Source organism: Streptomyces sp. NPDC127114, assembly GCF_042677525.1.
In the GTDB taxonomy this organism is placed as follows: domain Bacteria; phylum Actinomycetota; class Actinomycetes; order Streptomycetales; family Streptomycetaceae; genus Streptomyces.
In genome coordinates this window covers 71716-96877 of sequence record NZ_JBHXTJ010000001.1, presented here as the reverse complement: position 1 = coordinate 96877, position 25162 = coordinate 71716, and the positions used below count along the sequence as shown (strand labels likewise).

Here is a 25162-nt window from a genome sequence, read left to right as displayed (position 1 = left end):
CGTGCCCGCCCCCGTACCCGCCGCCGACGCCTCCGGCCCTCCGCCCGTACGCCTCGGACTGCGCGAGAACCGGCTCCAGTTCACCCTGCTGGTGATCGTCAACGTCTGCGTCGGCGGCCTGGTCGGCCTGGAACGCACCACCGTGCCGCTCATCGGCTCCGAGACCTTCGGCCTGACCAGCGACCTCGCCGTCTTCTCGTTCATCATCGCCTTCGGCCTCACCAAGGCGCTCACGAACCTGGCCGCCGGAGCGCTGACCGCCCGCTTCCGCCGCAGGCAGCTCCTCGTCGCAGGGTGGCTGATCGGCGTCCCCGTCCCCTTCGCGCTCGCCTATGCGCCCTCCTGGGGCTGGGTCGTCGCGGCCAACGTACTGCTCGGCCTCAACCAGGGCCTGACCTGGTCGATGACGGTCAACATGAAGATCGACCTCGTCGGCCCCGCCCGTCGCGGCCTCGCCACGGGCCTGAACGAAGCCGCCGGATACACGGCCGTCGGCGCCACCGCCCTGCTCACCGGCTACCTCGCCACCGCCTACGGCTTGCGCCCCGTGCCGGAGCTCGTCGGCGTCGTCTTCGTCGCCGCGGGACTCGCCCTCACGCTCGCCGTGCGGGACACCGCCGCCCATGTCGCCCTCGAACTCGCCCGGCACACCGCGCCGTTGCCCACCGGCGAGGAGGCCGGCCTGAAAGCCGCCTTCGTCCGCACCTCCTGGCGCCACCGTTCGCTGCGCGGCGCCAGCCAGGCCGGACTCGTCAACAACCTCAACGACGGCCTGGCCTGGGGCGTCTTCCCGCTCCTCTTCACCGACCACGGGCTCGGACTCGCCGCCGTCGGCCTCGTCAAAGGCCTCTATCCCATCCTCTGGGGCCTCGGACAGATCCCCACCGGCCATCTCGCCGACCGCATCGGCCGCAAGCCCCTCGTCGTCACCGGCATGCTCGTCCAGTCGGCCGGTTTCGTCCTCGCGCTCGCCCTCCTCGACCGCCCGCTGCTCGCCGGCATCCTCTCCGCCGTCGCCCTGGGCCTCGGCACCGCCATGGTCTACCCGGCCCTCATCGCCTCCGTGTCCGACCACGCCCATCCCGCGTGGCGCGCCAACGCCCTGGGCACCTACCGCTTCTGGCGCGACCTCGGCTACGCGGTCGGCGCTCTCGTCGCCGGCGTCCTCGCCGACGCCTTCGGCCTCGACGCCACCGTCGTCGTGGCCGCCGCCCTCACCGCCGCCTCCGGTCTCCTCGCCGCCCGCTGGATCACCGAACAGCCGAAGGGCTGATCCATTGACGCGCGGAGGCCGCACTCCTACGTTTTCGTTCGGACTTACGGCTGTTGGTCGAAATCTCGAACGAAAGGGAGTCGCGTGCCCCGCACCGAACGCGCCACTCGCACCGCTCGTTTCACCCTCGATCCCGACTTCACCGTCGGCCCCGTCGATCCGCGTCTCTTCGGCTCCTTCGTCGAGCACCTCGGGCGCTGCGTCTACACCGGCATCCACGAGCCCGGCCACCCCGCCGCCGACGAGGACGGACTGCGCACCGACGTCCTGGAGCTGGTCCGCGAACTCGGCGTGACCGCCGTGCGCTATCCCGGCGGCAACTTCGTCTCCGGCTACCGCTGGGAGGACGGCGTCGGACCGGCCGGGCAACGGCCGCGCCGGCTCGACGCCGCCTGGCGCTCCACCGAGACCAACCGCTTCGGCCTGAGCGAGTTCATGGCCTTCCTGCGCAAGATCGGCCCTCGGGCCGAGCCGATGATGGCGCTCAACCTGGGCACCCGCGGCATCGCGGAGGCCATGGACCTCGTCGAGTACGCCAACCACCCCGGCGGCACCGAACTCTCCGACCGCCGCATCGCGCACGGCGACAAGGACCCCTTCGGCATCCGCCTCTGGTGCCTCGGCAACGAGATGGACGGCACCTGGCAGACCGGCCACAAGACGGCGGCGGAGTACGGCCGGCTGGCCGCCCAGACCGCCCGTGCCCTGCGCCGGATCGACCCCGGCCTCGAGCTCGTCGTCTGCGGCAGCTCGGCCCGCGACCTGCCCACGTTCGCCGCGTGGGAGGCGACCGTCCTGGAGGAGACGTACGAGGTCGTCGACCACGTCTCCCTGCACGCCTACTACGAGGAACAGGACGGTGACCGCGACTCCTTCCTTGCCTCCGCCGTCCACATGGAGGCCTTCATCCGGGAGGTGATCGCCACCTGCGACCACGTCGGCGCCCGGCTCAAGTCCCCTAAGCGGCTCACCCTTTCCTTCGACGAGTGGAACGTCTGGTACCAGCGCCGGCCCAACCCGCACCCGGTGGAGGACTGGCAGGAGGCCCCCCGCCTCCTGGAGGACGTCTATACGGTGACCGACGCCGTGGTCTTCGGCACCCTCCTGATCGCGCTGCTCCGCCATGCCGACCGGATCGCCGTGGCCTGTCTCGCCCAGCTCGTCAACGTGATCGCGCCGATCATGACCGAGCCCGGCGGCCCCGCCTGGCGCCAGACCGTCTTCCACCCCTTCGCCCAGGCCGCGCGGTACGGGCAGGGCACGGTCCTCGACGTACGCGTCGACGCGCCCACGTATCCCACGCCGAAGTACGGGGACGTGCCGCTGCTGCACGCCACCGCCGTGCGCGGCGAGGACGGGACCGTCACCGTCTTCGCCGTGAACCGCGACCAGCACGCCGAACTGCGCCTGGACGTGGCGCTGCGCGGTCTCGGCGTGAGCCGCGTGGTGGAGCACACCGCCCTCGCCGACGCCGACCCCGAGGCACGCAACACCCTCGGCGCGCCGGACCGGGTCGTGCCGCACGCCGTCCGCGGCACCGGCATCGCCGACGGCCGGCTGCGGGCCGTCCTGGAGCCGATGTCCTGGAACGTCGTCCGGCTGGCCTGACCGGCTGCCACGTGGATCCGTCACGTTGAATCCATTCACACGCGGGCCCGCGACGTGCGAGCCCACAGCGCTTCGAAAGTTCTCGGCGATCCCGTCCGAACCGTTGACGGCGCTGACCTGCGACCCTACTTTGTCCCAGCAAGCGCTTTCCTGAAACGTTCCAATCACGCGCGGGAGGACGAACTGTGCGTACGCAAGGCACTGTCGACCGTCGGAATCTGCTGAAGGTCGCGGGCGGATCCATGGCGGCCCTCGGTCTGACCGCGGCGGGTTGCGGCACCGGATCCGGCTCGGGAGACGGCACCGTCACCCTCCGGTACGCCTGGTGGGGCTCCGACGACCGGGCCAAGCGGATCAACCGGTCGATCGCCCTCTTCGAGAAGAAGTACCCGAAGATCAGGATCAAGACCGACTTCCAGCCCTACGCCGACTTCTGGAAGAAGTTCAACACCCAGGCCTCGGGCGGGAATCCGCCGGACGTCTTCCAGAACGCCATCGGCTTCCTGCGCAAGTACGACAAGAAGAACGTCCTCCTCGACCTGCGCGGGCAGGTCGAGGAGGGGAACCTCCGGCTCGACGGATTCCGCGCCGGACTGGAGAAGTTCGGCGAGGTCGACGGCAAGCTGCTCGGCATCCCCGTCGGCAGCAACTCCATGGCCCTCGTCGTCGACCGGACCGTGTTCGCCCGGGCCGGCGTGAAGCCGAAGCCCGGCTGGACCTGGGACGAGTACCACGCGGCCCTCGCCAGGATCCAGGACAGTCAGGGCCGGGCCGGCGATGCCGGCCCGTACGGGATCATGTACCTCTACGACCTCTACCTCCGCCAGCACGGCAAGGCCTTCTTCACCACCTCCGCACTCGGCTTCACCGAGGCCGACCTGACCGACTGGTGGACCAGGGCGTTCGAGCGCGTGAAGTCCGGCCTCTACGCCGACCCGAAGAAGACCATCCAGGCCAAGCCCAAGTCGGCCGTCACCGCCGAACTCGCCGGCTGCGAGTTCACGTGGGACAACTTCTCCGTCCGCTACTCCTCCGAGGGCAGGAGCCAGTACGGGCTCGCCCCGATACCGACCACGGACGGCCACAAGACCGGCCAGTACCTCGGCTCCCTCATGCTCAGCGGCTCCAGGCGGACCAAGCACCCCAGGGAAGTCGCCCGGTTCATCGACTTCATGGTCCACGACCCCGAGGTCGCGAAGATCATGGGCTACGACCGCGGAGTCCCCTCGACCGTCGCCCAGTACGAGGCGTACGTGCCCTCCGACCCGGTCGGCAGGCAGATCGCCGCCTACGAGAAGCAGCTGGTCGAGTCGCGCGTCCTGGAACCCATCACCCCGCACCCGGCCGGCGCCGACGTCGTCGAGGCCGCCTTCCTGCGGCTCTCCGAGGAGATGTCACTCGGCACCCGGCCGGTCCCCGACGCGGTGAAGCAGTTCTTCACCGAGGCGAAGACGGCCCTCGCCGCCTGATGGACGCCGCCGTGACCTCCGTACCGGCCGGCCCGGCGCCCGGCTCACCGCCGGGCCCGCCGGACCCCGCACCGCCGTCGGCGCCCACCACCGGCGGAGCGGGGCCGGGCCGCGCGGCCCCGCCGCGCCGGGCCCGCGGGACCCGCCGCGAGAACCTCGCCGGCTACCTGTTCCTCTCCCCGTGGATCACGGGCTTCCTGCTGCTCACCGCGGGACCCATGGTCGCCTCGCTCTACTTCGCCTTCACCGACTACAACCTGTTCGACGCCCCGCGGTGGATCGGCCTCGACAACTTCACCGAGATGTTCGGCGACCCCCGCTGGCGCACCTCCGTGGAGGTGACGAGCTGGTACGTGGTCGTCGGCACCCCGCTCAAGCTTGCCGCGGCCCTCGGCGTGGCGCTGCTGCTCAACCAGAGCCGGCGCGGCCAGGGCTTCTACCGGGCCGCGTTCTACGCCCCCTCGCTCATCGGCGCCAGCGTCTCCGTCGCCATCGTGTGGCGGGCGCTCTTCTCCGACGGCGCCGCCGTCGACCGCGCCCAGCAGGCCCTCGGCCTGGCGCCCGGCGGCTGGATCGGCGACCCGGACCGCATCATCTACGCCCTGGTGGCGCTGACCGTCTGGCAGTTCGGCGCCCCGATGGTCATCTTCCTGGCCGGACTCAAGCAGGTGCCGCGGGAGCTGTACGAGGCGGCCCAGGTCGACGGCGCGGGACCGTGGCGGCGGTTCTGGAACATCACCCTGCCGATGATCTCCCCGGTGCTCTTCTTCAACGTGCTCCTGGAAACCATCCACTCCTTCCAGATCTTCGGCTCCGCCTACATCATCGGCAGCCAGGGCAACGCCTGCGGCCCGGCCGACGGCACCCTCGTCTACACCTGCTACCTCTACGTCCAGGGCTTCGAGAACAGCCGCATGGGCCTGGCCTCGGCGATGGCCTGGATGCTGCTGCTCGCCGTCGGCCTGGTCACCGCGGTGCTGTTCTGGTCCCAGCGGCGCTGGGTGCACTACGAGGAGGACGCCCGATGAGTCCCAAGGCGGCCTCGGCGGCCTGGCACGCGGGGGCGCTCGCCGTCCTCGCCGTCGTCCTCTACCCCGTGGTGTGGGTCGTGGGCGCCTCCTTCAAGCCCAACGACGAGATCGTCGGCAGCCTGGAGCTGTTCCCCACCGCCCCCATCACCGACAACTACCGGCGGCTCGCGGACGGCATCGCCGACATCCCCATCGCCACGTTCTTCGGCAACTCCCTCCTCCTCGCCGTCGGTTCGGTGGTCGGGGTGCTGGCGTCCAGCTCGCTCGCCGCCTACGCCTTCGCCAAGGTCGGGTTCGCCGGGCGCGGCCTGCTCTTCACGCTGATGATCGGCACGCTGCTGCTTCCGTACCACGTGCTCCTCATCCCGCAGTACGTGCTGTTCCAGAAGCTCGAACTCGTCAACACGTACACGCCGTTGCTGCTCGGCAAGTACCTCGCAGCGGACGCCTTCTTCGTCTTCCTGATGCTCCAGTTCATGCGCGGGCTGCCGAAGGAGCTCGACGAGGCGGCCCGGCTCGACGGCTGCGGGCATCCGCGGATCTACTGGTCGATCGTGCTGCCGCTGTGCCGGCCGGCTCTGATCACGAGCGCGATCTTCACCTTCATCAACGCGTGGAACGACTTCCTCGGCCCGCTCATCTACCTCAACGAGCCGGAGAAGTACACCGTCTCCCTGGGCCTGAAGATGTTCGTCGACCAGGACGGCGTCGCCAACTACGGCGGCATGATCGCCATGTCGCTGGTGGCACTGCTGCCCGTCGTCGCCTTCTTCCTCGCCTTCCAGCGCCATCTCATCGACGGCATGGCCACCTCGGGGCTCAAGGGATGAGCGCGCCGCGTCGGCACGCGTGCTCGCCGGACGGGGCGCGGGGCGGATTCCTGGACCGCTTCGGGGTCTTCGCCGAGGCCCTCCTCGTGGGCGTGTGGGTCGCCGTCGCCGCGCTCCCGCTGGTCACCGTGCCGGCGGCGCTGGCCGCCGGCGCGAGCCACCTGAGGCGCTGGACGGGCGGGGAGGCGGCCGGGGTGCGGTCCTTCGCCCGCGACGTGCGGGTCGCGCTGGGCCGGGGCGGCTGGGCGGTGGGGCTCGGGCTCTGGGCCGGGCTCGGGCTGCTGGCGGCCGACCTCGCCGTCGTGCGGGGCGGGGGGCTGCCCGGCGGGCGGGTCGTCGGGGTCGTCGGGGTCCTGGCGGGGCTGTGGGCGGCGGTCGGTCTGCTGCGGGCTTGCAGCGCCTGGCGGGCGGGAGCCCGCTGGGGCGGGCTGCTCGCGGCCGGCGGCCGCCGGACCCTGCGGGATCCGGCCGGGTCCCTCCTCGTGGTCTGCGGGTTCGCCGTCGTCGGCGCCTCGGCCTGGTTCTCGGCGCCGCTGGCCGTGCCGGCGCTCGGTGTCTGTGTCGCCGCCGTTCTGGCGGTCGAGCAGCGTGCGGCCGTGGCCGCCGCCGCGTAGAACTGCCGCCGGTAGCGCTGTCGCGTGTAGCGCTGTCGGTGGTAGCGCTTCCGCTGGTCACACCCGTCGTGGTGCCGCGTGGGCCGCTCCGGGGGCCGCATTCGGGACTGCGTGATTTACGGCGCGGACTGGCCCGTCCTGTGCTGAACGCCCTTCTCCCGCGCCACACATCACGCGTCACGTCCCGAACGCGGCCCCCTGCGCGGCCCCCGCTTCCGTACGTCCTCGTCGAAAGGTTCGCCCATGTCCGTTCTACCTCGCCGCTCGCTTCTGAAGGCGGCCGCCGTCGCCGGAGCCGCCGCGCAGTTCAGCTGGGTGCTCGGGCGCGATGCCCAGGCCGCTCCCGCCGCCGAGGCCGTCTCCGAAGGGCGGCCCGCCACCATCACCTGGCTGGAGCCCGGCGGGCTCGGGGCCGCCGCCGGCTCCACCTTCGGTGTCGCCTGGCCCAAGGGCGTCCATGCCGGTGACACCGCTTTCGCTCTCACTTCTGCCGACGGCGATCCCGTGCCCGTACAGACATGGACGACCGCACGCTGGCCCGACGGTTCGCTCAAGTGGACCGCGCACGCCGTCGGGCCCGAGGCGGGCGGCATCGAGCGCTTCAGCCTCGCGCCCGGAACTCCCGCGGCGGCCGCGAAGGCCGTGACCGTTTCCGCGACGGATCGGCGGATCAGTGTCGATACCGGCGTTGTCCGTGTCGTGGTCTCCAGGGACGGCGGGAAGCTCGTCGAGTCCGTCACGCGTGGAGGTGTGAAGATCGCCACCGACGGGCGGCTCGTGCTGCTGCGGCAGGGCGACATCGACGACGGCGACCAGGGACACGCCAAGTGGGAGCGGTTCGACGGAGACATTTCGGGTGCGGTGGTCGAACAGGACGGTCCTGTGCGGGCCGTGGTCCGGATCGACGGCAAGCACCGGAAGGGGAGCCGGAGTTGGCTGCCGTTCTGTGTGCGGCTCTACTTCTACGCCGGATCCGAGTCCTTCCGCATGGTCCACACCATGACCTTCGACGGCGATCAGAACAAGGACTTCATCCGTGGGCTCGGCGTCCGCTTCGGCGTACCGATGCGCGATGCCCCTTACGACCGTCATGTCCGTCTCGCGGGCGAGGGCGCCGGGTTCCTCACCGAGGCCGTGCAGGGCATCACCGGGCTGCGCCGTGACCCCGGCGCCGCCGTGCGCAAGGCCCAGGTCAAGGGGGAGAAGCTGCCCGACCCCGCCACCTGGGACCAGCGGGTCACCAGCCGGCTGCAGTACGTCCCCACCTGGGGCGACTACAGCCTTGCCCAGCTCTCCGCCGACGGGTTCGCGATCCGCAAGCGCACCAAGGCCGGGCACGGATGGATCCCCGCCGGAGGAGGCAGGCGCGCGAGCGGCTTCGGCTACGTCGGGGGCGTCACCGGCGGACTCTCGTTCGGGCTGCGGGACTTCTGGCAGAGGCATCCCGCCCAGCTCGACGTCCGCGGCGCCGCCGGCGACGAGGCCGAGGTCACCCTCTGGCTCTGGTCACCCGAGGCGCAGCCCATGGACCTGCGCTTCTACCACGACGGCATGGGGCAGGACACCTATGCCGAGCAGCTCGAGGGCCTGAACATCACGTACGAGGACCACGAACCGGGGTTCGGCACCCCGTACGGCATCGCCCGGACCAGCGAGCTGATGTTCTGGGCCAACGCGAGCACGCCCGCCGCCGACGTCCTCGTCTCCCAGGCCGCCGCCGTACGCACTCCGCCGCAGCTCGCCGCGAGCCCGGAAGACCTCGTCCGTGCCCGGGTGTTCGGCGGACTGTTCTCCCCCGTCGACCGTTCCACCGCGGCCCGGGCGAGGATCGAGGACCGCCTCGACTACCTCTTCGCCTACTACAAGGACCAGGCCGAACAGCGCCGCTGGTACGGCTTCTGGGACTACGGCGACATCATGCACACCTACGACGAGGACCGGCACCAGTGGCGGTACGACGTCGGCGGCTACGCCTGGGACAACTCCGAGCTCTCGCCCGACCTCTGGCTCTGGTACGCCTACCTGCGGTCCGGCCGGGCCGACATCTTCCGGTTCGCCGAGGCCATGACCCGCCACACCGGCGAGGTCGACGTCTACCACCTCGGCACGTGGGCCGGCCTCGGCACCCGCCACGGCGTCCAGCACTTCGCCGACAGCGCGAAGCAGCAGCGCATCTCCACGGCCGTCTACCGCCGCCCCTACTACTTCCTCACCGCCGACGAGCGGGTCGGCGACCTCATGCACGACCTGGTCGACTCCGACGAGACCTTCCTGGTGCTCGACCCCATCCGCAAGATCCGGACCGAGCCCTACACCCCCGACCGGCACGCCCTCTCCATCGGCTTCGGCACCGACTGGAGCGGCCTCGCCGCGGCCTGGCTCACCGAATGGGAGCGCGGCGGCCCCAAGGCGGCCAAGGCCGAGGCCCGGCTGCGGTCCACCATGGAGACCATCGCCGCCCAGCCCAACGGCTTCGTCCAGGGCACCGGCCTCTACGACCTGGACACCGGCCGCTTCGCCGTCGCCGACAAGGCCGTCGTCGGAGTCTCCCACCTCTCCGCCATGTTCGGACTGGTCGAGATGTGCGCCGAGCTCATCGACCTCGTCGACATGCCCGCGTTCAAGGAGGCCTGGCTCGACTACTGTCGCTACTTCAACGCCACCAAGGCCGAACAGGCCGCCCGGTACGGCCAGCACTTCGGCACGCTCCTCCTCTTCCAGGGCCACTCCCGCCAGGACGCCTACGCGGCGGCCCAGCTGAACGACGCGAAGCTCGCCGAGCGGGCCTGGGCCAGGTTCGACAGGAGCGACGGCTACACCGCGGCTATGGTCTGGGACAAGACGCCCGTCCGGGGCCCCGACGCCCTCGAACCCGGCTACGAGCACCTGTGGATCAGCACCAACACCACCGCCCTGTACGGGCTCGCCGCCATCCAGAACCTCGCCCTCGTCGGCGACCGGTTGCCGAAGTGACGTCCGGGAGGATGATGATGAGAAGGACCGTTCTTGTCGTCGCGTCGGCGACCCTGGCCGGTGTGCTCGCCGCCGCACCGGCCGCCCACGCCGACGGGTCTCTCGGCCAGGGGCTCGACCACTGCGCCCCCACGGCCGCCGAAGGGCTCGCCTGCCACTTCGACGTCGCCCCCGGCACGTACGACGTCACCGTGACCCTCGGCGGAGAGACCGCCGGGGCGACCGCGATCTCCGGCGAGACCCGGCGGGCCCTGCTCGCCCAGACCGTCACCGGGGCGGGGGAGCGGGTCCGGCGCTCGTTCACCGTCGACGTCCGCGATCCCGAGGGCGAGCCCACCGGCACCGTCGGAAGCCCCGGGCTCGACCTGGTCGTCGGCGGGGCCGCGCCGCGTGTGACCTCGGTGCGGATCACCCCCGCGCCGGCCGCCCCGCGGCTGTTCCTCGTCGGTGACTCGACCGTCTGCGACCAGCCGGCCGCGCCCTACACCGGCTGGGGCCAGATGCTCCCCGCGCACCTGCGGCGCGGGATCGCGGTCGCCAACCACGCCGACTCCGGCGAGAGCACCGTCACCTTCCTCGCCGACCCGGCGCTCTTCGACCGCGTCGAGGCCGCGATCCGTCCCGGCGACCCCGTCCTGATCCAGCTCGCCCACAACGACAAGCAGACCGACGCCGTCACCTACCGGGCCAATCTCACCACCCTGGTCGAGCGGGTCCGGGCCCGGGGCGGCGAACCGGTCCTCGTCACGCCGATCGTCCGGCGCTGGTTCAGTGCCGACGGCACCCTGAACATCGGCATCGCCCTGCTCGTCAACGGCCTCGGCGTCGACCATCCCGCCGAGATCCGCGCCCTCGCCGCCGAGCTCGGAACCCCGCTCGTCGACCTCACGGCCCTCACCAAGGCGAGGGTCGAAGCGCTGGGGCCCGAGGCCTCCAAGGCGCTCTACCTCACGGCGGAGAAGCGGGACAACACCCACACCTCGGTACGCGGAGCCACGGAGTACGCGGCCCTCGTCGCCGAGGAACTGCGGGTCCGCGGCATCGTCCCGGAACGCCTCTTCCGCTGACCGAGGCACCGCCTGCGCCCGCCGCCGGCCGGCTGACGTGCCGGACGGCGGCGGGTCGGGCGGTCCTGGCGGTCACGCCCCGGGGCTCGCCGTGAAGGTGAACGAGAAGGAGGCGGGCGCGGCGGACAGGCGGTGTTCCGGGAGCACGCCCGGGCCGCAGGACTGGGATCCGATGCCGTGCTGGGCGTGGTCCAGGTGCAGCCAGAGGAGGTCGCCCGGCACCAGGTCGGTGCGGTGGGCGGCCGCGTCCAGCTGTTCCGTCGTCCAGCGGCGGGCCGTGAACCAGAACGCCGGGGCGCCGTCGACCCGTACGCCTCCGGTCCCGCCGGTCAGCTCCAGCCGGCGGGTGTCGATCCGCGCCCCGTTCTCCTGCGGACGCACGTACGGGGTCTGGAGACCGGCCACCGTCGACTCCCAGCGGCCGAGCCGGGCGGCCGCCCGCGTGTCCGGGTACGCCTCGCCGGGCCCGCCCCCGTACCAGACCACCCGGTCGAGGGCGGCCGGCAGGCCGAGCCGGACGCCGAGCCGGGGGAGCGGCACCGTCCACCCGCCGTCCGGAACGACGTCGACGACGAGGCCCAGCGCGGTGCCGTCGGAGGTCCACCGGTAGGTGACGGAGAGCCCGAGGTCCCGTCCCGCGGGTGCCACGCGCGACCGCACCGTGAGGGAGTCCGCCCCGACGCGCACCTCGTCGGTGCGGTGCCGCATCCGGTGCAGGCCGAGCGCGCGCCACGACGGTGCGCTGCGCACGTCCGGCTGCCAGGGCGCGCCCTCGTCGTTGTCCGTCGGCGCCCGCCAGACGTCGAGCCGCAGGCCCGTGACGGGCACGGCGCCGAAGGCCAGCGGCTCGCCGGTGCGGGCGTCGAACACACCGGGCCCGAGGGTGATCCGGTCCGCCGCCCCGGCCGGCCGCGCGCCCGTCGGAGGCAGTGGCCGGGCCGGCGGCGCCGAGGCCAGGACCTGGCCCCAGGCGACCTCGTGACCGGCGGACGCCCACGCGGTGTCGCGGGCGAGCACCGCCCGTACGGTCCACACCGTCTCCGCCCCGGCCGGATGGGCGGGCGGCTCCGGCAGCCGCACCACCGCGCTCCGGCCGGCGGGCAGCGTCGGCACGTCCAGCGGGCCCTGGGCGACCGTCTCGCCGTCGGCCCCGAAAGACCAGGTGAAGGCGAGGTGCGCGAGACCGGCGACGTCGTGGCCGTTGGTGACCGAGACCGTGCCCGGCTCCTCCCCGGCCACGATCCGGACCGGCTCGATCACCTTCTTGTACTCCAGCAGACCCGGCGACGGCGTACGGTCCGGGAAGAGCAGCCCGTCGCACACGAAGTTCCCGTCGTGCAGCTCCTCGCCGAAGTCGCCGCCGTAGCCGTAGCCGTACTCCGGGTGGACCAGGCCGTGGTCGATCCACTCCCACACGAAGCCGCCCTGGCACCGCTCGTAGGTCTCGAACAGCCGCTGGTACTCGGAGAGTCCGCCCGGCCCGTTGCCCATCGCGTGGGCGTACTCGCAGAGGACGAAGGGCAGTGCGCGGCGCGCCGCCGGGCCCCCGTCGGCGCGCCGGCCGATCTCGTCGACCTCGGCGTGCGGCGGGTACATCCGTGAGTAGACATCGGTGTCGCGGCACGAGCGGTCGCCCTCGTAGTGCACGGGCCGGGACGGGTCCCGCTCGCGGATCCACCGCGCCATCGCGGTCAGACCGGCGCCGGTGCCGCACTCGTTGCCCAGCGACCACATGATCACCGACGGACGGTTCTTGTCCCGCTCGACGAGCCGGGCCGCCCGGTCGAGCAGCGCCGGCGTCCAGCGCGCGTCGTCCACCGGATTGCCCCGCCACGCGAGCTCCTCGAACCCGTGGGTCTCCAGGTCGCCCTCGTCGATCACCCACAGGCCGTACTCGTCGCACAGGTCGAGGAAGGCCGGATGCGGCGGATAGTGCGAGGTGCGGACGGCGTTGACGTTGTGGCGCTTCATCAGTTCCACGTCCTCGCGCATCGTCGCGAGCTCCAGGCTCCGCCCGCGCTCCGGATGGAACTCGTGCCGGTTCACGCCCCGGAAGAGGACGCGCCGCCCGTTGGCCTTCAGCACCCCGTCCTCGACGCACACCGAGCGGAAGCCGATCCGCAGCGCGATGCGCTCCCCGCCGGCGGCCAGCTCGCCCTCGTACAGGCGGGGCACCTCGGCGCTCCACGGCTCGACCGGCACCGTCGCCGTCTCGCCGGTCGCCAGGTCGAGACCCAGCTCCGGCACCGTCACCCGGCCGGGCACGTCGCAGTCGACGCGCAGGCCGCCCGTGCCCCCGGCGTGGTCGTACGAGGCGTGGACGAAGAAGTCGGCGGGCGCGCCCTCCGGCCGGTGCAGGAGCGCGACGTCCCGGAAGATCCCCGGCAGCCACCACTGGTCCTGGTCCTCCAGGTAGGAGCCCGAGGACCACTGGTGGACGCGGACCGCGAGCACGTTGTCCCGTGCGCGCAGCAGCCGCCCCACGGCGAACTCGTGGGCCAGCCGGGAGCCCTTGAAGTCGCCGAGCTCCGTGCCGTTGAGCCAGACCCGGGCACAGGACTCCACGCCGTCGAAGCGGAGGACGGCTCCGCCCGTCGCCGGCCGGTCCCCGGGCAGGTCGAAGCGGCGCAGGTGGTCGCCGGTGGGGTTCTCGGAGGGGACGTGCGGCGGGTCGACGGGGAAGGGATAGACCACGTTGGTGTAGGCCGGCCGCCCGTACACGCCGTCCTTGCCCTGGAGGACCCAGTGGCCCGGCACGGCGATCCGGTCCCAGCCGCTCGCGTCGAAGTCCGGGGCGGCGAAGGAGTCGTCGTGGCTGTCGGCGGCGGGCGAGAGACGGAAGGCCCACTCGCCGTTCAGGGAGAGGACGGCGGCGTCGGAACGGGCGTACCAGGCACGGGGCGGAAGCGTGCCGCGGCCGGGGGAGACGTCTTCGTACCAGGGCAGCGCGGACATGGTCCTCCTGCGGGAGACGGGAAGGGGGCGGGGAGACGGGAAGGGGGAGCGCCGGCTTCCGGCCGAGGCGTGTGCCGCGTGGCTCCGGCTCCCATCCCACCGCGCCGTCCCGCCGCGCACAACCCCGGCCGGGCCTCGGACCCTTGGACTCTTCTCGCCCCGCCTGGACGGTTCTTGAATCGTTTTTCTCCAGGCGGCAACCTTTCGCCGCGCGGCGGCGACCTACGGGCGCCTCACCCCCACACCGTCGAAGGAGCCGCACCCGTGAACCCGTACGACACCCCGTCGCACCCGCTCCGCCGCCGCACCCTCCTCGGCGCGGCAGCGGCCGGCACCGCCCTCGCCGCCACCGGCGGACCCGCCCCCGCGGGCGCCGCCGCCGCCTCGTTCGGCTGGAGCGACGACGGCACCCATTACGTCGTCGACACCGGTGCCGGCCTCGTCTTCAAGGTCTCCAAGTCCACCGGCGACCTCACCTCCCTCCTCTACAAGGGCAAGGAGTACGAGGGCTACGGCGGCAAGCACTCGCACGTCGAGTCCGGCCTCGGCTCCTCCAGCGTGACCCTGCGGCAGGCCGGCTCCACCGTCCTCGTCACCGTCGTCCACGGCACGCTGCGCCACTACTACGCCGCCCGCGCCGGACTGAACAACGTCTACCTGTGGACCGACAAGGCCGACACGTCCTTCACCGCCACCCGCTACATCGTCCGCCTCAGGCCGGGTGTCTTCCCCAACGAGGGCCCCGACTCCTGGGTCGAGGGCGCGGACACCGTCATCGAGGCCGGCGACGTCTGGCAGCGGTCCGACGGCGGGACCCGTTCCAAGCACTACTCGGGGCTGCGCGTCATGGACTACGACCACATCGGATACACCACCGGGACCGTCGGCCTCTGGATGGTGCGCTCCAACCACGAGAAGGCCTCCGGCGGTCCCTTCTACCGCTCCCTGCTGCGCCACTCCAACGAACTCGGCGTCGGCCTCTACGAGATCCTCCACTACAACCAGTCGCAGACGGAGGCCATGCGCTTCGGCCTCCAGGGCCCGTACGTCCTCGCCTTCACCGACGGCGGAACGCCCGACCCGTCGCTGTTCGCCGCCCACCACGACACCTCCTGGGTGGACGGCCTCGGCATCACCGGATGGGTCGGCGCCGCGGGGCGAGGCCGGGTCGCGGGCGTCGGGCTCGCCGGCATGGACCCGGCCCACCCGTACACGGTCGGCTTCGCCAACGCCGACGCCCAGTACTGGACCCGCGCGGCCGCCGGCACGGGAGCCTTCTCCTGCCGCGGCATGCTCCCCGGCACGTACACCCTCACCGTCTACAAGGGTGAACTCGCCGTCCACACCGGGACGGTGACGGTCACCGCGGGCACGGCCACCGCGCTCCACACGATCACCCTGACCGGCGACCCGAGCACCGCGCCCGCGATCTGGCGGATCGGCGACTGGAACGGCACACCGGCCGGCTTCAAGAACGCCGCCCTCATGACGTACGCCCACCCCGCCGACGTCCGCGCCGCCCCCTGGACCGGCAACGTCGTCCTCGACGGCACCGACGTGCGGTCGTCCTTCCCCTGCTACCTCTGGAAGGACGTCAACGACGGCGTCCTCGTCTACTTCAGGCTGACCGCCGCCCAGGCCGCCGCCGCACACACCCTGCGCATCGGGGTCACCACGGCCTTCCTCAACGGACGGCCCCGGGTCACGGTCAACGACTGGGTCTCGGCGATCCCCTCACCGCCCGCCCAGCCGTCGACCCGCTCCCTCACCAACGGCTCCTACCGCGGCAACAACCACACCTTCACGTACGTCGTCCCGGCGAGCGCCTGGAAGACGGACCCGAGCCAGTACAACGTGCTGCGGCTGAACGTCGTCAGCGGCTCGACCGGCACCGGCTTCCTCAGCCCCGGCACCTCGGTCGACTGCGTCGACCTGCTCGCGTGACGCGATGACCCGCCGTCCGCACGTCAGACGTCCTCGGCCTCCGGCCAGGTGATCCACCCGGCGGGGACCGCGTCGTCCAGGCGGCGCACCTCGCCGGGCGCGAGGAGCTCCGCGCGGAGGAGCGCCCGCGCGACGAGCCGGGCCACCGCGATCGCGCCGGGCGGGTTGAAGTGCGTGTTGTCCCGCGCCGTCGCGGTCCAGTGGAAGTACTCCTTCGTGGTCTCGGGGCCGAGCTCCTGCCACAGGGCCAGCGACGCGTCCTCGATGTCGAGCAGCGGCACGCCCGTCTCCTTCGCCACCTCGCGCATCGCCTCCGGGTACGCCCCGAGCGTGCGCAGCGCGGTGCCGGACGCGTCGAACTGCCGCCGCTCCACGGAGGTGGCGAGGACCGGCACCGCGCCCCGGGACCTCGCCCCCTCCACGTACGTCCGCAGGTTGTCCTGGTACACGCTCCAGGGATCCGTCTGCCGGTTCGGGTCGTCGGACTGGTCGTTGTGGCCGAACTGGACGAGGAGCAGGTCGCCCGCGCGGATCGCCGCGAGGACCGCGTCGAACCGGCCCTCGTCGAGGAAGGTCCTCGTGCTGCGCCCGTTGACCGCGTGGTTGACGACCTCCGTGCTCCCGTCCAGGAAGAACGGCAGCGCCATGCCCCAGCCGGTCTCCGGGGCCGCGTCGGCGTACTTCTGCGAGGCGGTGGAGTCCCCGGCGATGAACAGGGCGCGCGGGCGGGGGACTTCGGCGTCACGGCCGGACATCGTCACTCTCTTCTCTCAGGATGGGATGGGATGAAGGGGATGGGTACGGGGTCGTGCCCGGCATCACGCGTCACGCCCTCACGCGGCCACCGCCCTGCGGACGAGGGCCGCCGCCTCCTCCCGGCCGAGCCGGCCGTCGGCGACGACGGTGACCACCCGCCGTACGACGCTCTCGCCGGCCGCCAGGGGGAGCCTGGCGTCATGGGCGAGGGACGAGCCGACGGCCGGGTACTCGGCGGCCCGCACGAACCACGGATCGCGCCGGGTCTCCTCGGTGGCCCCGGCGAACACCAGCGTCCAGCCCGCGCCCGCGAGGGCCACCCAGTCGGCGCGGGCACCGTGCAGCGCCTCCTCGCCGTCGCCCGCCGGACCGAACGCCACCGGGGCCGCCGCCTCCTTGGGCGCGCGCCAGAAGAAGCCGCCGTACGCGGCACCCGGGCGGCCGTTGGTGGCGGGGCTGCCGAGCGACAGGCCGCGCCCCGAGACGTTGGTGAGCGAGAAGGTGAGGTCGAGCGCCCACGCCGAACCGGTGAGGCACGTGGCCGCCACCGTCCGGTACTCGCGGAGCCATCGCTCGCCGGCCGCCGTCCAGCTCAGCTCCGCCACGAAGCCGTCCGGGTCGCAGAGCTTGAAGCCGTCGTGCCGCTGGACGCCGTGGCGGCCGAGCTCGACGTAACCCCGGCCGCGGACGAAGGACGGCCCGCCCCAGAAGTCGTACGAGGCCGGATCCTGACCGGCCGGATCGTGTCCGGCGACATAGGTCACGGAGGCATCCGCCACCACGGCGACGTCAGGGACGGCGACACCGGCCCCGAGATGGTGCGGATGGTCCGCCGGCCGCGCCTCGGTCACCGTCCGCCCCGCCGGCGTGGTCACGGGATGCAGATACGGCCGCGGCGCGTGGCCGGGGGCGAGCGCGGGGCGCGTGAGGTAGCGGGCGACGCTCCGCCCGCCGCAGCGCAGGACGGCGACGGCGCCCGAGGACGTCACCCGGCCTCCGTCCGGAGCCGAGGCGCCCAGGGGGCACCGAGTTCGGAATAGAGGCTCAGGGATTCGGCGCTCGCGTCGACCAGGGCGTCGATCCCGTCGACGACCCTGCGCCGCGCGCTCTCACCGGGCTCGAAGTGCCAGAGCGCCGGGGGGAGTTCGGTGGGCTCGGGGGCGGTGCGCACCGCCTCGACGACCCGCATGAAGGCTCCGGTCGCCTCCGGCGGCACCCACAGCGGCTCGTCACCGGTGACGTGTGCGACCAGGTTCTCCAGGAGGTCGGTGCGTCCGTACGCGGTCTCCACCGGGTCCCGCCCGTCCCGTCGCACGACGACCCGGTCCCGCAGGTACCGGAAGGTGATGCGGCCGCGGGTGCCGTGCACGACGACGTACGGCTCCGCCGCCCGCTCGGCGCAGAGCGTCGCCGCCACGGTGACCCGGGCGCCGGCCGCGGTCGTGATCCGCACGGCCGAGGTGTCGTCGGACTCGACGGCGTTCGCCCGCAGGAGTTCGGTCTCCACGCGCTCGACGTCCTCGCTCCGGTCGGCGCCCGCGAGGGCGAGCGCGGTCGCGACCGCGTGGGCGAGCGGGTTGGTGAGCGCCCCGTCGACGACGTCGGCGCCGTCCAGCCGACGGCGGCCCGCCCACGGCGCGCGCCGGAAGTAGGCCTCGTCGCGGACCCAGGCCCCGGCCGCGCCGACCCCGACGAGCTCGCCGATCGCCCCCTCCTCGACCATCCGGCGGATCGCGGGCACGGCGTGCGAGCCGAGCGACTGGAAGCCGATCTGGCATGCCGCGCCGACGGCGCCGAGCCCGTCGACCAGCCGGCGGAACTCGGCGTACGAAGGCACGGGCGGCTTCTCCAGGAGGACGTGCGCACCGTGCCGGGCGGCGGTGAGGGCCATGTCGGCATGGGTCTGGATCGGAGTGCTGAGCACGACGATCCGGGCACCGGTGGAGGCCAGCAGCGCCTCGAAGTCCGCGGACTGGGCGGGACTTCCGATCCCGTCCAGCTCGGCCGCGTCGAGCGGACGCAGCTCGCACACCCCGGCGAGGCGGACGAGACCGAGCCCTTCGAGCCGGTGGATGTTGAGCAGATGACTGCGGCCGTGGCCGCGCGCCCCCGCGAGGACGACGGGCAGGGGTTCGTGTGCGCGTATCGCATGCAAGGGCTTCATCCCTTCCCTTCGTCGTCGTTCGCCCGACCCGTCACGAGGATCACCTCGAGGGTGCGGGGGCCGTGGACCCCCTCGACCCGGTCCAGCTCGATGTCGCTCGTCGCCGAAGGCCCGGAGATCCAGGTGAGCGGCCGCGTCGGATCGAGGCGGGGCAGCGCGAGCGGCACCGAGGCCACCACCTGCTCCGGCGCCCGTACCACGCACACGTGGAGGTCCGGCACGAGGGTGAGCGCCCGTCGCCCCTGCCCGGGGCCGCCGTCGAGCACGATCGTGCCCGTCTCGGCGACCGCCAGCGCGCAGCCGGTGACGACGGCGTCGGTGGCGTCGAGCTCGTACGGGCCGAGCCGGGGCTCGTCGTACCGCCGCTCGACGGCCGTGGCGGCCAGCCACTGCCCGGGCAGCCCGGGCGGTACGGCGATGCTGCGGGCCCCGCGCCGGCCGAGCACCCGGCCGATCAGCTCCGGGAGCCCGTCTTCCACGGTCCGGTGCACGTGGGCGCGGTAGTCGGCGAGGTTCTCGTGGAGCAGGTCGAGCAGGGCCGCGGGGTCGTCCGGGACATGGCGCGTGAGGTAGTCGCGGGGCACGTCCGGTACCTCGCCGGCGCCGGCGACCGCGGCACGGATCCGGGCGAGGACACGCTCCCGGGAAGACGAAGACCCAGGAGACGAGGGAGACGGGGACGACGAGGGGGACGGGGACGACGAGGGGGACGGGGAGGACGAGGGAGGCGGGGTGGTCATGTGCGGTTCTTCCTCCACCAGTCGCGGAACGGTTCCGCGGGGAGCTCGGGCAGGTCGCGGGTCTCGGTCCAGGCGCGGGCGCCCGGCGGGTTCTTCGGGTGGAGGGCGCGGGTGCGGGCGGCGAGCCGCTCGCCGGCGGCGAGGACCGACGGGTGGTCGAGGACCCAGCCGGCCGCCTTCATCGCCGCCCGCTCCCGGCGGTGGCCGGGCCCGCCCCGCTCGGCGACGCGTTCGCGGAGGTGGACGAGGACCTCGGGGATGTCGATGGCGACGGGGCAGACCTCGTAACACGCTCCGCACAGCGAGGAGGCGTAGGGCAGCGAGGCGTCGAGCTCGCTCGCCGTACCGCGCAGCTGGGGCGTGAGGATCGCGCCGATCGGTCCGGGATAGACGGAGCCGTAGGCGTGGCCGCCGGCCCGCTCGTAGACGGGGCAGACGTTGAGGCAGGCGGAGCAGCGGATGCAGCGCAGCGCCTGGCGGCCGACCTCGTCGGCGAGGACGTCGGTGCGGCCGGCGTCCAGCAGGACGAGGTGGAAGGTCCGCGGCCCGTCGTCGTCGGTGGTGCCGGTCCACATGGAGGTGTACGGGTTCATCCGTTCGGCGGTCGAGGAGCGGGGCAGGGTCTGCAGGAAGACCTCCAGGTCCCGCCAGGTGGGCACGACCTTCTCGATGCCGACGACCGAGATCAGCGTCTCGGGGAGGGTGAGGCACATCCGTCCGTTGCCCTCGGACTCGACGACGACGAGCGTGCCGGTCTCGGCGACCATGAAGTTGGCGCCCGAGATGCCGACCTTCGCGCGCAGGAACTTCTCCCGGAGGTGGAGGCGGGCGGCCTCGGCGAGTTCGGCGGGCGTGTCGGTGAGGTCGTCCGGGGCCGGGCGGCCCCATGCCGCCATCTCCGAGCGGAAGACGTCGCGGATCTCGCCCCGGTTGCGGTGGATCGCGGGGACCAGGATGTGGGAGGGCCGGTCGTCGCCGAGCTGCACGATGAGCTCGGCGAGGTCGGTCTCGTAGGCGCGGATGCCCTCGGCCGCGAGGGCCTCGTTGAGACCGATCTCCTGCGTGGCCATCGACTTGACCTTGACGACCTCCGTCTCGCCGGTCGCCCTGACGAGGTCGGCGACGATCCGGTTGGCCTCGGCGGCGTCCGCCGCCCAGTGCACCGTGCCGCCCGCGGCGGTCACCGCCTCCTCCAGCCGGAGCAGATGGCGGTCGAGGTGGCGCAGGGTGTGGTCCTTGATCCGCCGGCCGGCCTCGCGCAGGTCGGCCCAGTCGTCGAGCTCGGCGACGGCCCGGGCCCGCTTGTCGCGGATCGTGTGGGTGGCGTGCCGCAGGTTCGACCGCAGTGTGGCGTCGCCCACGGCCGACCGCGCCGCCTCCGGGAACGCCGGCATGCCGACGAAGACCCCGCTCATCGTCCCGACTCCTCTCGCCAGGGCTCCTCTTCCGTGCTGGCGAGGATCTCCGCCAGGTGCAGCTCCCGCAGGGGCGCCGACTGCCGTCTCAGCATCCCGCCCAGGTGCATCAGACAGGAGCTGTCGGCCCCGCACAGCACCCCGGCCCCGGTCGACACGGCGCTGCGGATCTTGTCGGCGCCCATCGCCGCCGACACGTCCGGGTTCTTGACCGCGAACGTGCCTCCGAAGCCGCAGCACTCCTCCGCCCCGGGCAGGTCGACGAGTTCCAGGCCCTTGACCGCCTGGAGCAGCCGGCGCGGCCGGTCGCCGAGCCCGAGCAGCCGCAGCCCGTGACAGGACGGGTGGTAGGTCACCTTGTGCGGGAAGTACGCGCCGACGTCGGTGACGCCCAGCACGTCGACCAGGAACTCCGTCAGCTCGTACGTCCGCGGGCCGAGTTCCGCCGCCCGCGGGCCGAACTGCCCGTAGTGCGTCCGCACCATGGCCGCGCACGATCCGGACGGCGTCACGACGTGTTCGTACCCTTCGAAGGCGCGCACCGTGCGCCGCACCAGGGGAGCGGTCAGCGCCCGGTATCCCGTGTTGAACTGCGGCTGGCCGCAACAGCTCTGGGCGGCGGGAAAGTCCACCCGCACGCCCAGGCGTTCGAGCAGCCGGACCGTGGCCACCGCCGTCGCCGGGAAGACGGCGTCGTTGAGGCAGGTGACGAAGAGAGCGACACGCATCAGTGGTTCCTCGGAGACGGTTCGAGCCGGGCGGCGGCCCGGTCCCAGACCGCGCCGTCGCCTTCCGGTGCGTAGTGTTCCAGGGGCTGGGTCCGCGCGACGAGTGCCCGCATCGACGGCAGGTCGCCGACCAGCCCCGCCGCCCGGGCCTGGACCAGGACGTTGCCCAGGGCGGCGGCCTCGACGGGCCCCGCCACGACGGGCAGACCGGTCGCGTCCGCGGTGAGCCGGCACAGCAGCCCGTTCCGGGCCGCGCCGCCCACCAGATGGATCCGGCCGATGTCCCGGCCCGCCAGGGCGGCGGCCTCGCGCAGCGTGCGCCGGTGGGCGAGGGCCAGGCTCTCCAGGACGCACCGGAGCACCGCCCCGCGGTCCTCCGGCACCGGCTGGCCGGTCCGGCGGCAGTACGCCCGGATCCGGTCCGGCATGTCGCCGGGCGGCAGGAACTCCGGCGCGTCCGTGTCCACGAACGAGACGAACGGCTCGGCCCGCCCGGCCTCGGCCAGCAGTTCCTCGTGCGCGGCGGGCCGTCCTTGCGCCGCCCAGGTCCTGCGGCACTCCTCCCACAGCCACAGGCCCATGGTGTTCCGCAGGAACCGGATCGTGCCGTCGACGCCCCGCTCGTTGGTGAAGTTCGCGGCCCTGGCCTCCTCCGTCAGCACCGGGACCGGCAGTTCGAGACCGGCCAGCGACCAGGTGCCGCACGAGATGTACGCGAAGTCCGGCGCCGTGGCGGGTACGGCGGCGACGGCCGATGCCGTGTCGTGGGAGGCCACCGTCGTCACCGGCGTCGCGGCGTCGAGGCCGGTGTACGCGGAGACGTACGGCAGGATCCGGCCGGCCGGGTCGCCCGGTGCGCGCAGCGGCGGCAGCAGTCCGGGTTCGAGCCCGAGCCGCCGGAGCAGCGTCTGCGACCAGGTCCCCGCGCGGGCGTCGAAGAGCCCCGTGGTGGACGCGTTCGTCTCCTCGGCGCCGACCGAACCGGTCAGCCAGCGCACCATCAGGTCCGGGACGAGCAGCAGGCGGCGGGCGGCGGCGAGCTGTGCGGACCCGTTTGCCGCGGCGAGCTGGAAGACGGTGTTGAAGGGCAGGTGCTGCAGACCCGTGACCCGGAACAGCTCGCCCGGACCTCCGACCCGCTCCCACACCTCCGCGGCGACGCCGTCGGTCCGCCCGTCGCGGTAGTGGTACGGGGCGCCGAGCAGCTCGCCGTCCGCGTCCAGGAGCCCGTAGTCCACCGCCCAGCCGTCCACGCCGACCGAGTCGACCCGCCCCGCCGCCGCCCGCGCCGCCGACCGCAGCCCGTCCAGGACGCCCTGGAAGAGCGCGAGGACGTCCCAGCGCAGACCGCCGTCGGGCAGCCGGACCGGCGAGTTGGGAAAGCGGCGGACCTCTTCCAGGCCGAGTGCGCCCGGCCCGACCCGGCCCAGCATCACCCGGCCGCTGGTGGCGCCGAGATCGGCGGCGGCGAACACGCCCTCGCGGCGGGCGTTCCCGGCCCCGCTCATCGCAGGAACGCGGCGGCGACGCCGGCGTCGACCGGCACGAGCAGTCCGGTGGTGTGCGTGAGGTCGCCACCGGTCAGCGCGAACACGGCGGCCGCCACGTGCTCCGGAAGCACCTCCCGCTTGAGCAGCGTGCGCCGGGCGTAGAACGCCCCCAGATCCTCCTCCGCGACCCCGTACGTGGCCGCCCGCTGCGCGCCCCAGCCGCCCGCGAAGATGCCCGAGCCGCGCACCACGCCGTCCGGGTTGACGCCGTTGACGCGGATCCCGTGCTCGCCCAGCTCGGCGGCGAGGAGCCGGACCTGATGGGCCTGGTCGGCCTTCGTCGCGGAGTAGGCGATGTTGTCCGGACCGGCGAAGACCGCGTTCTTCGAGGCGATGTACACGATGTCGCCGCCGAGGCCCTGCACGGTCATCACCCGCGCCGCCTCACGGGAGACCAGGAAGGAACCGCGCGCCATGACGTCGTGCTGGAGGTCCCAGTCCCGCGCCGTGGTCTCCAGGAGGGGCTTGGAGATCGAGAGGCCCGCGTTGTTGACGACCAGGTCCACCCCGCCGAAGGCGAGCAGGGCGTCCCGGAACGCCGCGACGATCGCCTCCTCGGACGTGACGTCCACGGTGACCGCCACCGCCCGGTCGGGACCGCCGAGTTCCCCGGCCACCGCGGCCGCCTTCCCGCCGTCGAGGTCGGCGACGACCACACAGGCCCCCTCGGCGGCCAGCCGGTGCGCGATCGCCCGCCCGATCCCGCTGCCCGCGCCCGTCACCAGCGCGATCCGGGCCGCGAGCGGCTTCGGCGCCGGCATCCGCCGCAGCTTCGCCTCCTCCAGGTCCCAGTACTCGATGCGGAACTTCTCCGCCTCGTCGATCGGCGCGTACGAGGAGACCGCCTCCGCCCCGCGCATCACGTGGATCGCGTTGACGTAGAACTCGCCCGCGACCCGCGCGGTCTGCGCGTCCCGGCCGAAGGAGAACATGCCGACGCCGGGCACCAGCACGATCGCCGGGTCCGCGCCGCGCATCGGGGGAGAGCCGGCCGTCGCGTGCCGCGCGTAGTACGCCGTGTACTCCTCCCGGTAGGCGGCGTGCAGCTCCCGCAGCCGGGCGACGGCGTCCGACAGGGACGCGTCGGCGGGCAGGTCCAGGACGAGCGGCCGCACCTTGGTCCGCAGGAAGTGGTCGGGGCAGGAGGTGCCGAGGGCCGCGAGCCTGGGGTGCTCGGCGCGGGAGACGAAGTCGAGGACGACGTCGGTGTCGGTGAAGTGCCCGACCTGCGGGTGGTCCTGGGACGCCAGTGCCCGCACGTACGGGGCGAGGGCGGCGGCCCGCTCCCGGCGTTCGGCGGCCGGCAGCGTCGCGTACCCCTCGACGACCGGCCCGAAGGGCTCCGGCCGGCCGCGCTCGGCGAGGAAGGCCTCGGCGGTGCGGACGATGTGCAGCGCGTTGCGCTCGCACTCGTCGGAGGTCGCGCCCCAGGCGGTGATCCCGTGGCCGCCGAGGACGCAGCCGATCGCCCGTGGGTTCGCCGCCTGCACGGCGGCGATGTCCAGGCCGAGCTGGAAGCCGGGGCGGCGCCACGGCACCCATACGACGGTGTCGCCGAAGCAGTCGGCCGTCAGTTTCTCGCCGTCGGCGGCGCAGGCCAGGGCGATCCCGGCGTCCGGGTGGAGGTGGTCGACGTGCGCCGCGTCCACCAGGCCGTGCATGGCGGTGTCGATGGAGGGCGCGGCGCCGCCCTTGCCGTACAGACAGTGGTCGAAGGCGGCGACCATCTTGTCCTCGCGCTCGACGCCCGGGTAGACCGCGGTGAGCGCGCGGAGCCGGTCGAGGCACAGGACCGCGAGCCCTTCCTCGGTGAGGGTGCCCAGGTCGCCGCCGGACCCCTTGACCCACATGAGCGTGGTCTCGCCGCCCGTCACGGGGTCGGTGACGACGCCCTTGGCGGAGGCGTTGCCGCCCGCGTAGTTGGTGGTGCGGGGATCCGCGCCGAGGCGGTGGGCGCGCTCCAGGAGTGCGGCGACTTCGGGGGGAGTGGCGGAGGCCATGGCGTTCCTTGGGGATGCGAGGGCGAAGGCGTGCGGGACCGGGCG

At 73.1% G+C, this 25162-nt stretch carries 18 protein-coding genes; 9 read left to right on the top strand and 9 right to left on the bottom strand.

Going from position 1 to position 25162, the window contains the following annotated elements:
• Position 1: 1 nt before the first annotated feature.
• From ACFVGS_RS00385 to ACFVGS_RS00350, 8 genes are all read left to right on the top strand, one after another.
• A complete protein-coding gene (locus ACFVGS_RS00385; protein WP_385688872.1) occupies positions 2-1273 on the top strand; it encodes an MFS transporter in 1272 nt (423 codons plus the stop codon).
• Between the two features lie 84 nt (positions 1274-1357).
• On the top strand, positions 1358-2881 hold the full coding sequence (locus ACFVGS_RS00380; protein WP_385688869.1) for an alpha-N-arabinofuranosidase: 1524 nt from the start codon (positions 1358-1360) through the stop codon (positions 2879-2881).
• A gap of 242 nt (positions 2882-3123) precedes the next feature.
• A complete protein-coding gene (locus tag ACFVGS_RS00375) occupies positions 3124-4350 on the top strand; it encodes an ABC transporter substrate-binding protein (RefSeq protein WP_385689490.1) in 1227 nt (408 codons plus the stop codon).
• Positions 4350-5378, top strand: coding sequence for a carbohydrate ABC transporter permease (locus tag ACFVGS_RS00370; RefSeq protein ID WP_385688866.1), 1029 nt, complete (start codon positions 4350-4352; stop codon positions 5376-5378). The genes ACFVGS_RS00375 and ACFVGS_RS00370 overlap by 1 nt, the downstream gene beginning before the upstream one ends.
• Entirely contained in the window at positions 5375-6211 is an 837-nt protein-coding gene (locus ACFVGS_RS00365) for a carbohydrate ABC transporter permease (protein WP_385688863.1), read from the top strand. The genes ACFVGS_RS00370 and ACFVGS_RS00365 overlap by 4 nt, the downstream gene beginning before the upstream one ends.
• Positions 6208-6825, top strand: a complete 618-nt coding sequence (locus ACFVGS_RS00360; RefSeq protein WP_385688860.1) for a hypothetical protein — start codon at positions 6208-6210, stop codon at positions 6823-6825. The genes ACFVGS_RS00365 and ACFVGS_RS00360 overlap by 4 nt, the downstream gene beginning before the upstream one ends.
• 243 nt (positions 6826-7068) lie before the next feature.
• A complete protein-coding gene (locus ACFVGS_RS00355) occupies positions 7069-9798 on the top strand; it encodes a Tat pathway signal sequence domain protein (RefSeq protein ID WP_384407109.1) in 2730 nt (909 codons plus the stop codon).
• Between the two features lie 14 nt (positions 9799-9812).
• A complete protein-coding gene (locus tag ACFVGS_RS00350; RefSeq protein WP_385689487.1) occupies positions 9813-10865 on the top strand; it encodes a rhamnogalacturonan acetylesterase in 1053 nt (350 codons plus the stop codon).
• A 72-nt stretch (positions 10866-10937) separates the two neighbouring features.
• Here ACFVGS_RS00350 and ACFVGS_RS00345 read toward each other — a convergent pair whose 3' ends face one another.
• Positions 10938-13820, bottom strand: a complete 2883-nt coding sequence (locus tag ACFVGS_RS00345) for a glycoside hydrolase family 2 TIM barrel-domain containing protein (protein ID WP_385688857.1) — start codon at positions 13818-13820, stop codon at positions 10938-10940.
• A gap of 264 nt (positions 13821-14084) precedes the next feature.
• Here ACFVGS_RS00345 and ACFVGS_RS00340 point away from each other — a divergent pair, with 264 nt between their 5' ends.
• The gene (locus tag ACFVGS_RS00340) at positions 14085-15764 is read left to right on the top strand and encodes a rhamnogalacturonan lyase B N-terminal domain-containing protein (protein WP_385688855.1); all 1680 of its coding nucleotides are present in this window, start codon (positions 14085-14087) and stop codon (positions 15762-15764) included.
• A gap of 23 nt (positions 15765-15787) precedes the next feature.
• On the opposite strand, the gene ACFVGS_RS00335 is transcribed toward ACFVGS_RS00340, so the two are convergent.
• The 8 genes from ACFVGS_RS00335 to ACFVGS_RS00300 all read right to left on the bottom strand — a co-directional run bounded on the left by ACFVGS_RS00335 (position 15788) and on the right by ACFVGS_RS00300 (position 25117).
• Positions 15788-16519, bottom strand: coding sequence for a rhamnogalacturonan acetylesterase (locus ACFVGS_RS00335; protein WP_385688852.1), 732 nt, complete (start codon positions 16517-16519; stop codon positions 15788-15790).
• Positions 16520-16597: 78 nt separating this feature from the next.
• Complete coding sequence (locus ACFVGS_RS00330) at positions 16598-17509, bottom strand: PmoA family protein (protein WP_385688849.1); 912 nt, start codon at positions 17507-17509, stop codon at positions 16598-16600.
• Positions 17506-18675, bottom strand: a complete 1170-nt coding sequence (locus ACFVGS_RS00325) for a Gfo/Idh/MocA family protein (RefSeq protein ID WP_385688847.1) — start codon at positions 18673-18675, stop codon at positions 17506-17508. The genes ACFVGS_RS00330 and ACFVGS_RS00325 overlap by 4 nt, the downstream gene beginning before the upstream one ends.
• Before the next feature lie 5 nt (positions 18676-18680).
• Positions 18681-19424: a lactate utilization protein C gene (locus ACFVGS_RS00320; protein WP_385688845.1), complete on the bottom strand. Its 744-nt coding sequence runs from the start codon at positions 19422-19424 to the stop codon at positions 18681-18683.
• Positions 19421-20839, bottom strand: coding sequence for a lactate utilization protein B (locus ACFVGS_RS00315; protein ID WP_385688842.1), 1419 nt, complete (start codon positions 20837-20839; stop codon positions 19421-19423). Before ACFVGS_RS00315 ends, ACFVGS_RS00320 begins: the two co-directional genes overlap by 4 nt.
• Positions 20836-21567, bottom strand: coding sequence for a (Fe-S)-binding protein (locus tag ACFVGS_RS00310; RefSeq protein WP_385688840.1), 732 nt, complete (start codon positions 21565-21567; stop codon positions 20836-20838). Before ACFVGS_RS00310 ends, ACFVGS_RS00315 begins: the two co-directional genes overlap by 4 nt.
• Positions 21567-23075 carry a rhamnulokinase family protein gene (locus ACFVGS_RS00305; RefSeq protein ID WP_385688837.1) on the bottom strand — a complete coding sequence of 503 codons (1509 nt, stop codon included), beginning with the start codon at positions 23073-23075 and terminating at the stop codon, positions 21567-21569. The genes ACFVGS_RS00310 and ACFVGS_RS00305 overlap by 1 nt, the downstream gene beginning before the upstream one ends.
• Positions 23072-25117 (bottom strand): bifunctional aldolase/short-chain dehydrogenase, encoded by a 2046-nt coding sequence (locus ACFVGS_RS00300; RefSeq protein ID WP_385688835.1) that lies wholly within the window; start codon positions 25115-25117, stop codon positions 23072-23074. The genes ACFVGS_RS00305 and ACFVGS_RS00300 overlap by 4 nt, the downstream gene beginning before the upstream one ends.
• Between the last annotated feature and the right edge of the window lie 45 nt (positions 25118-25162).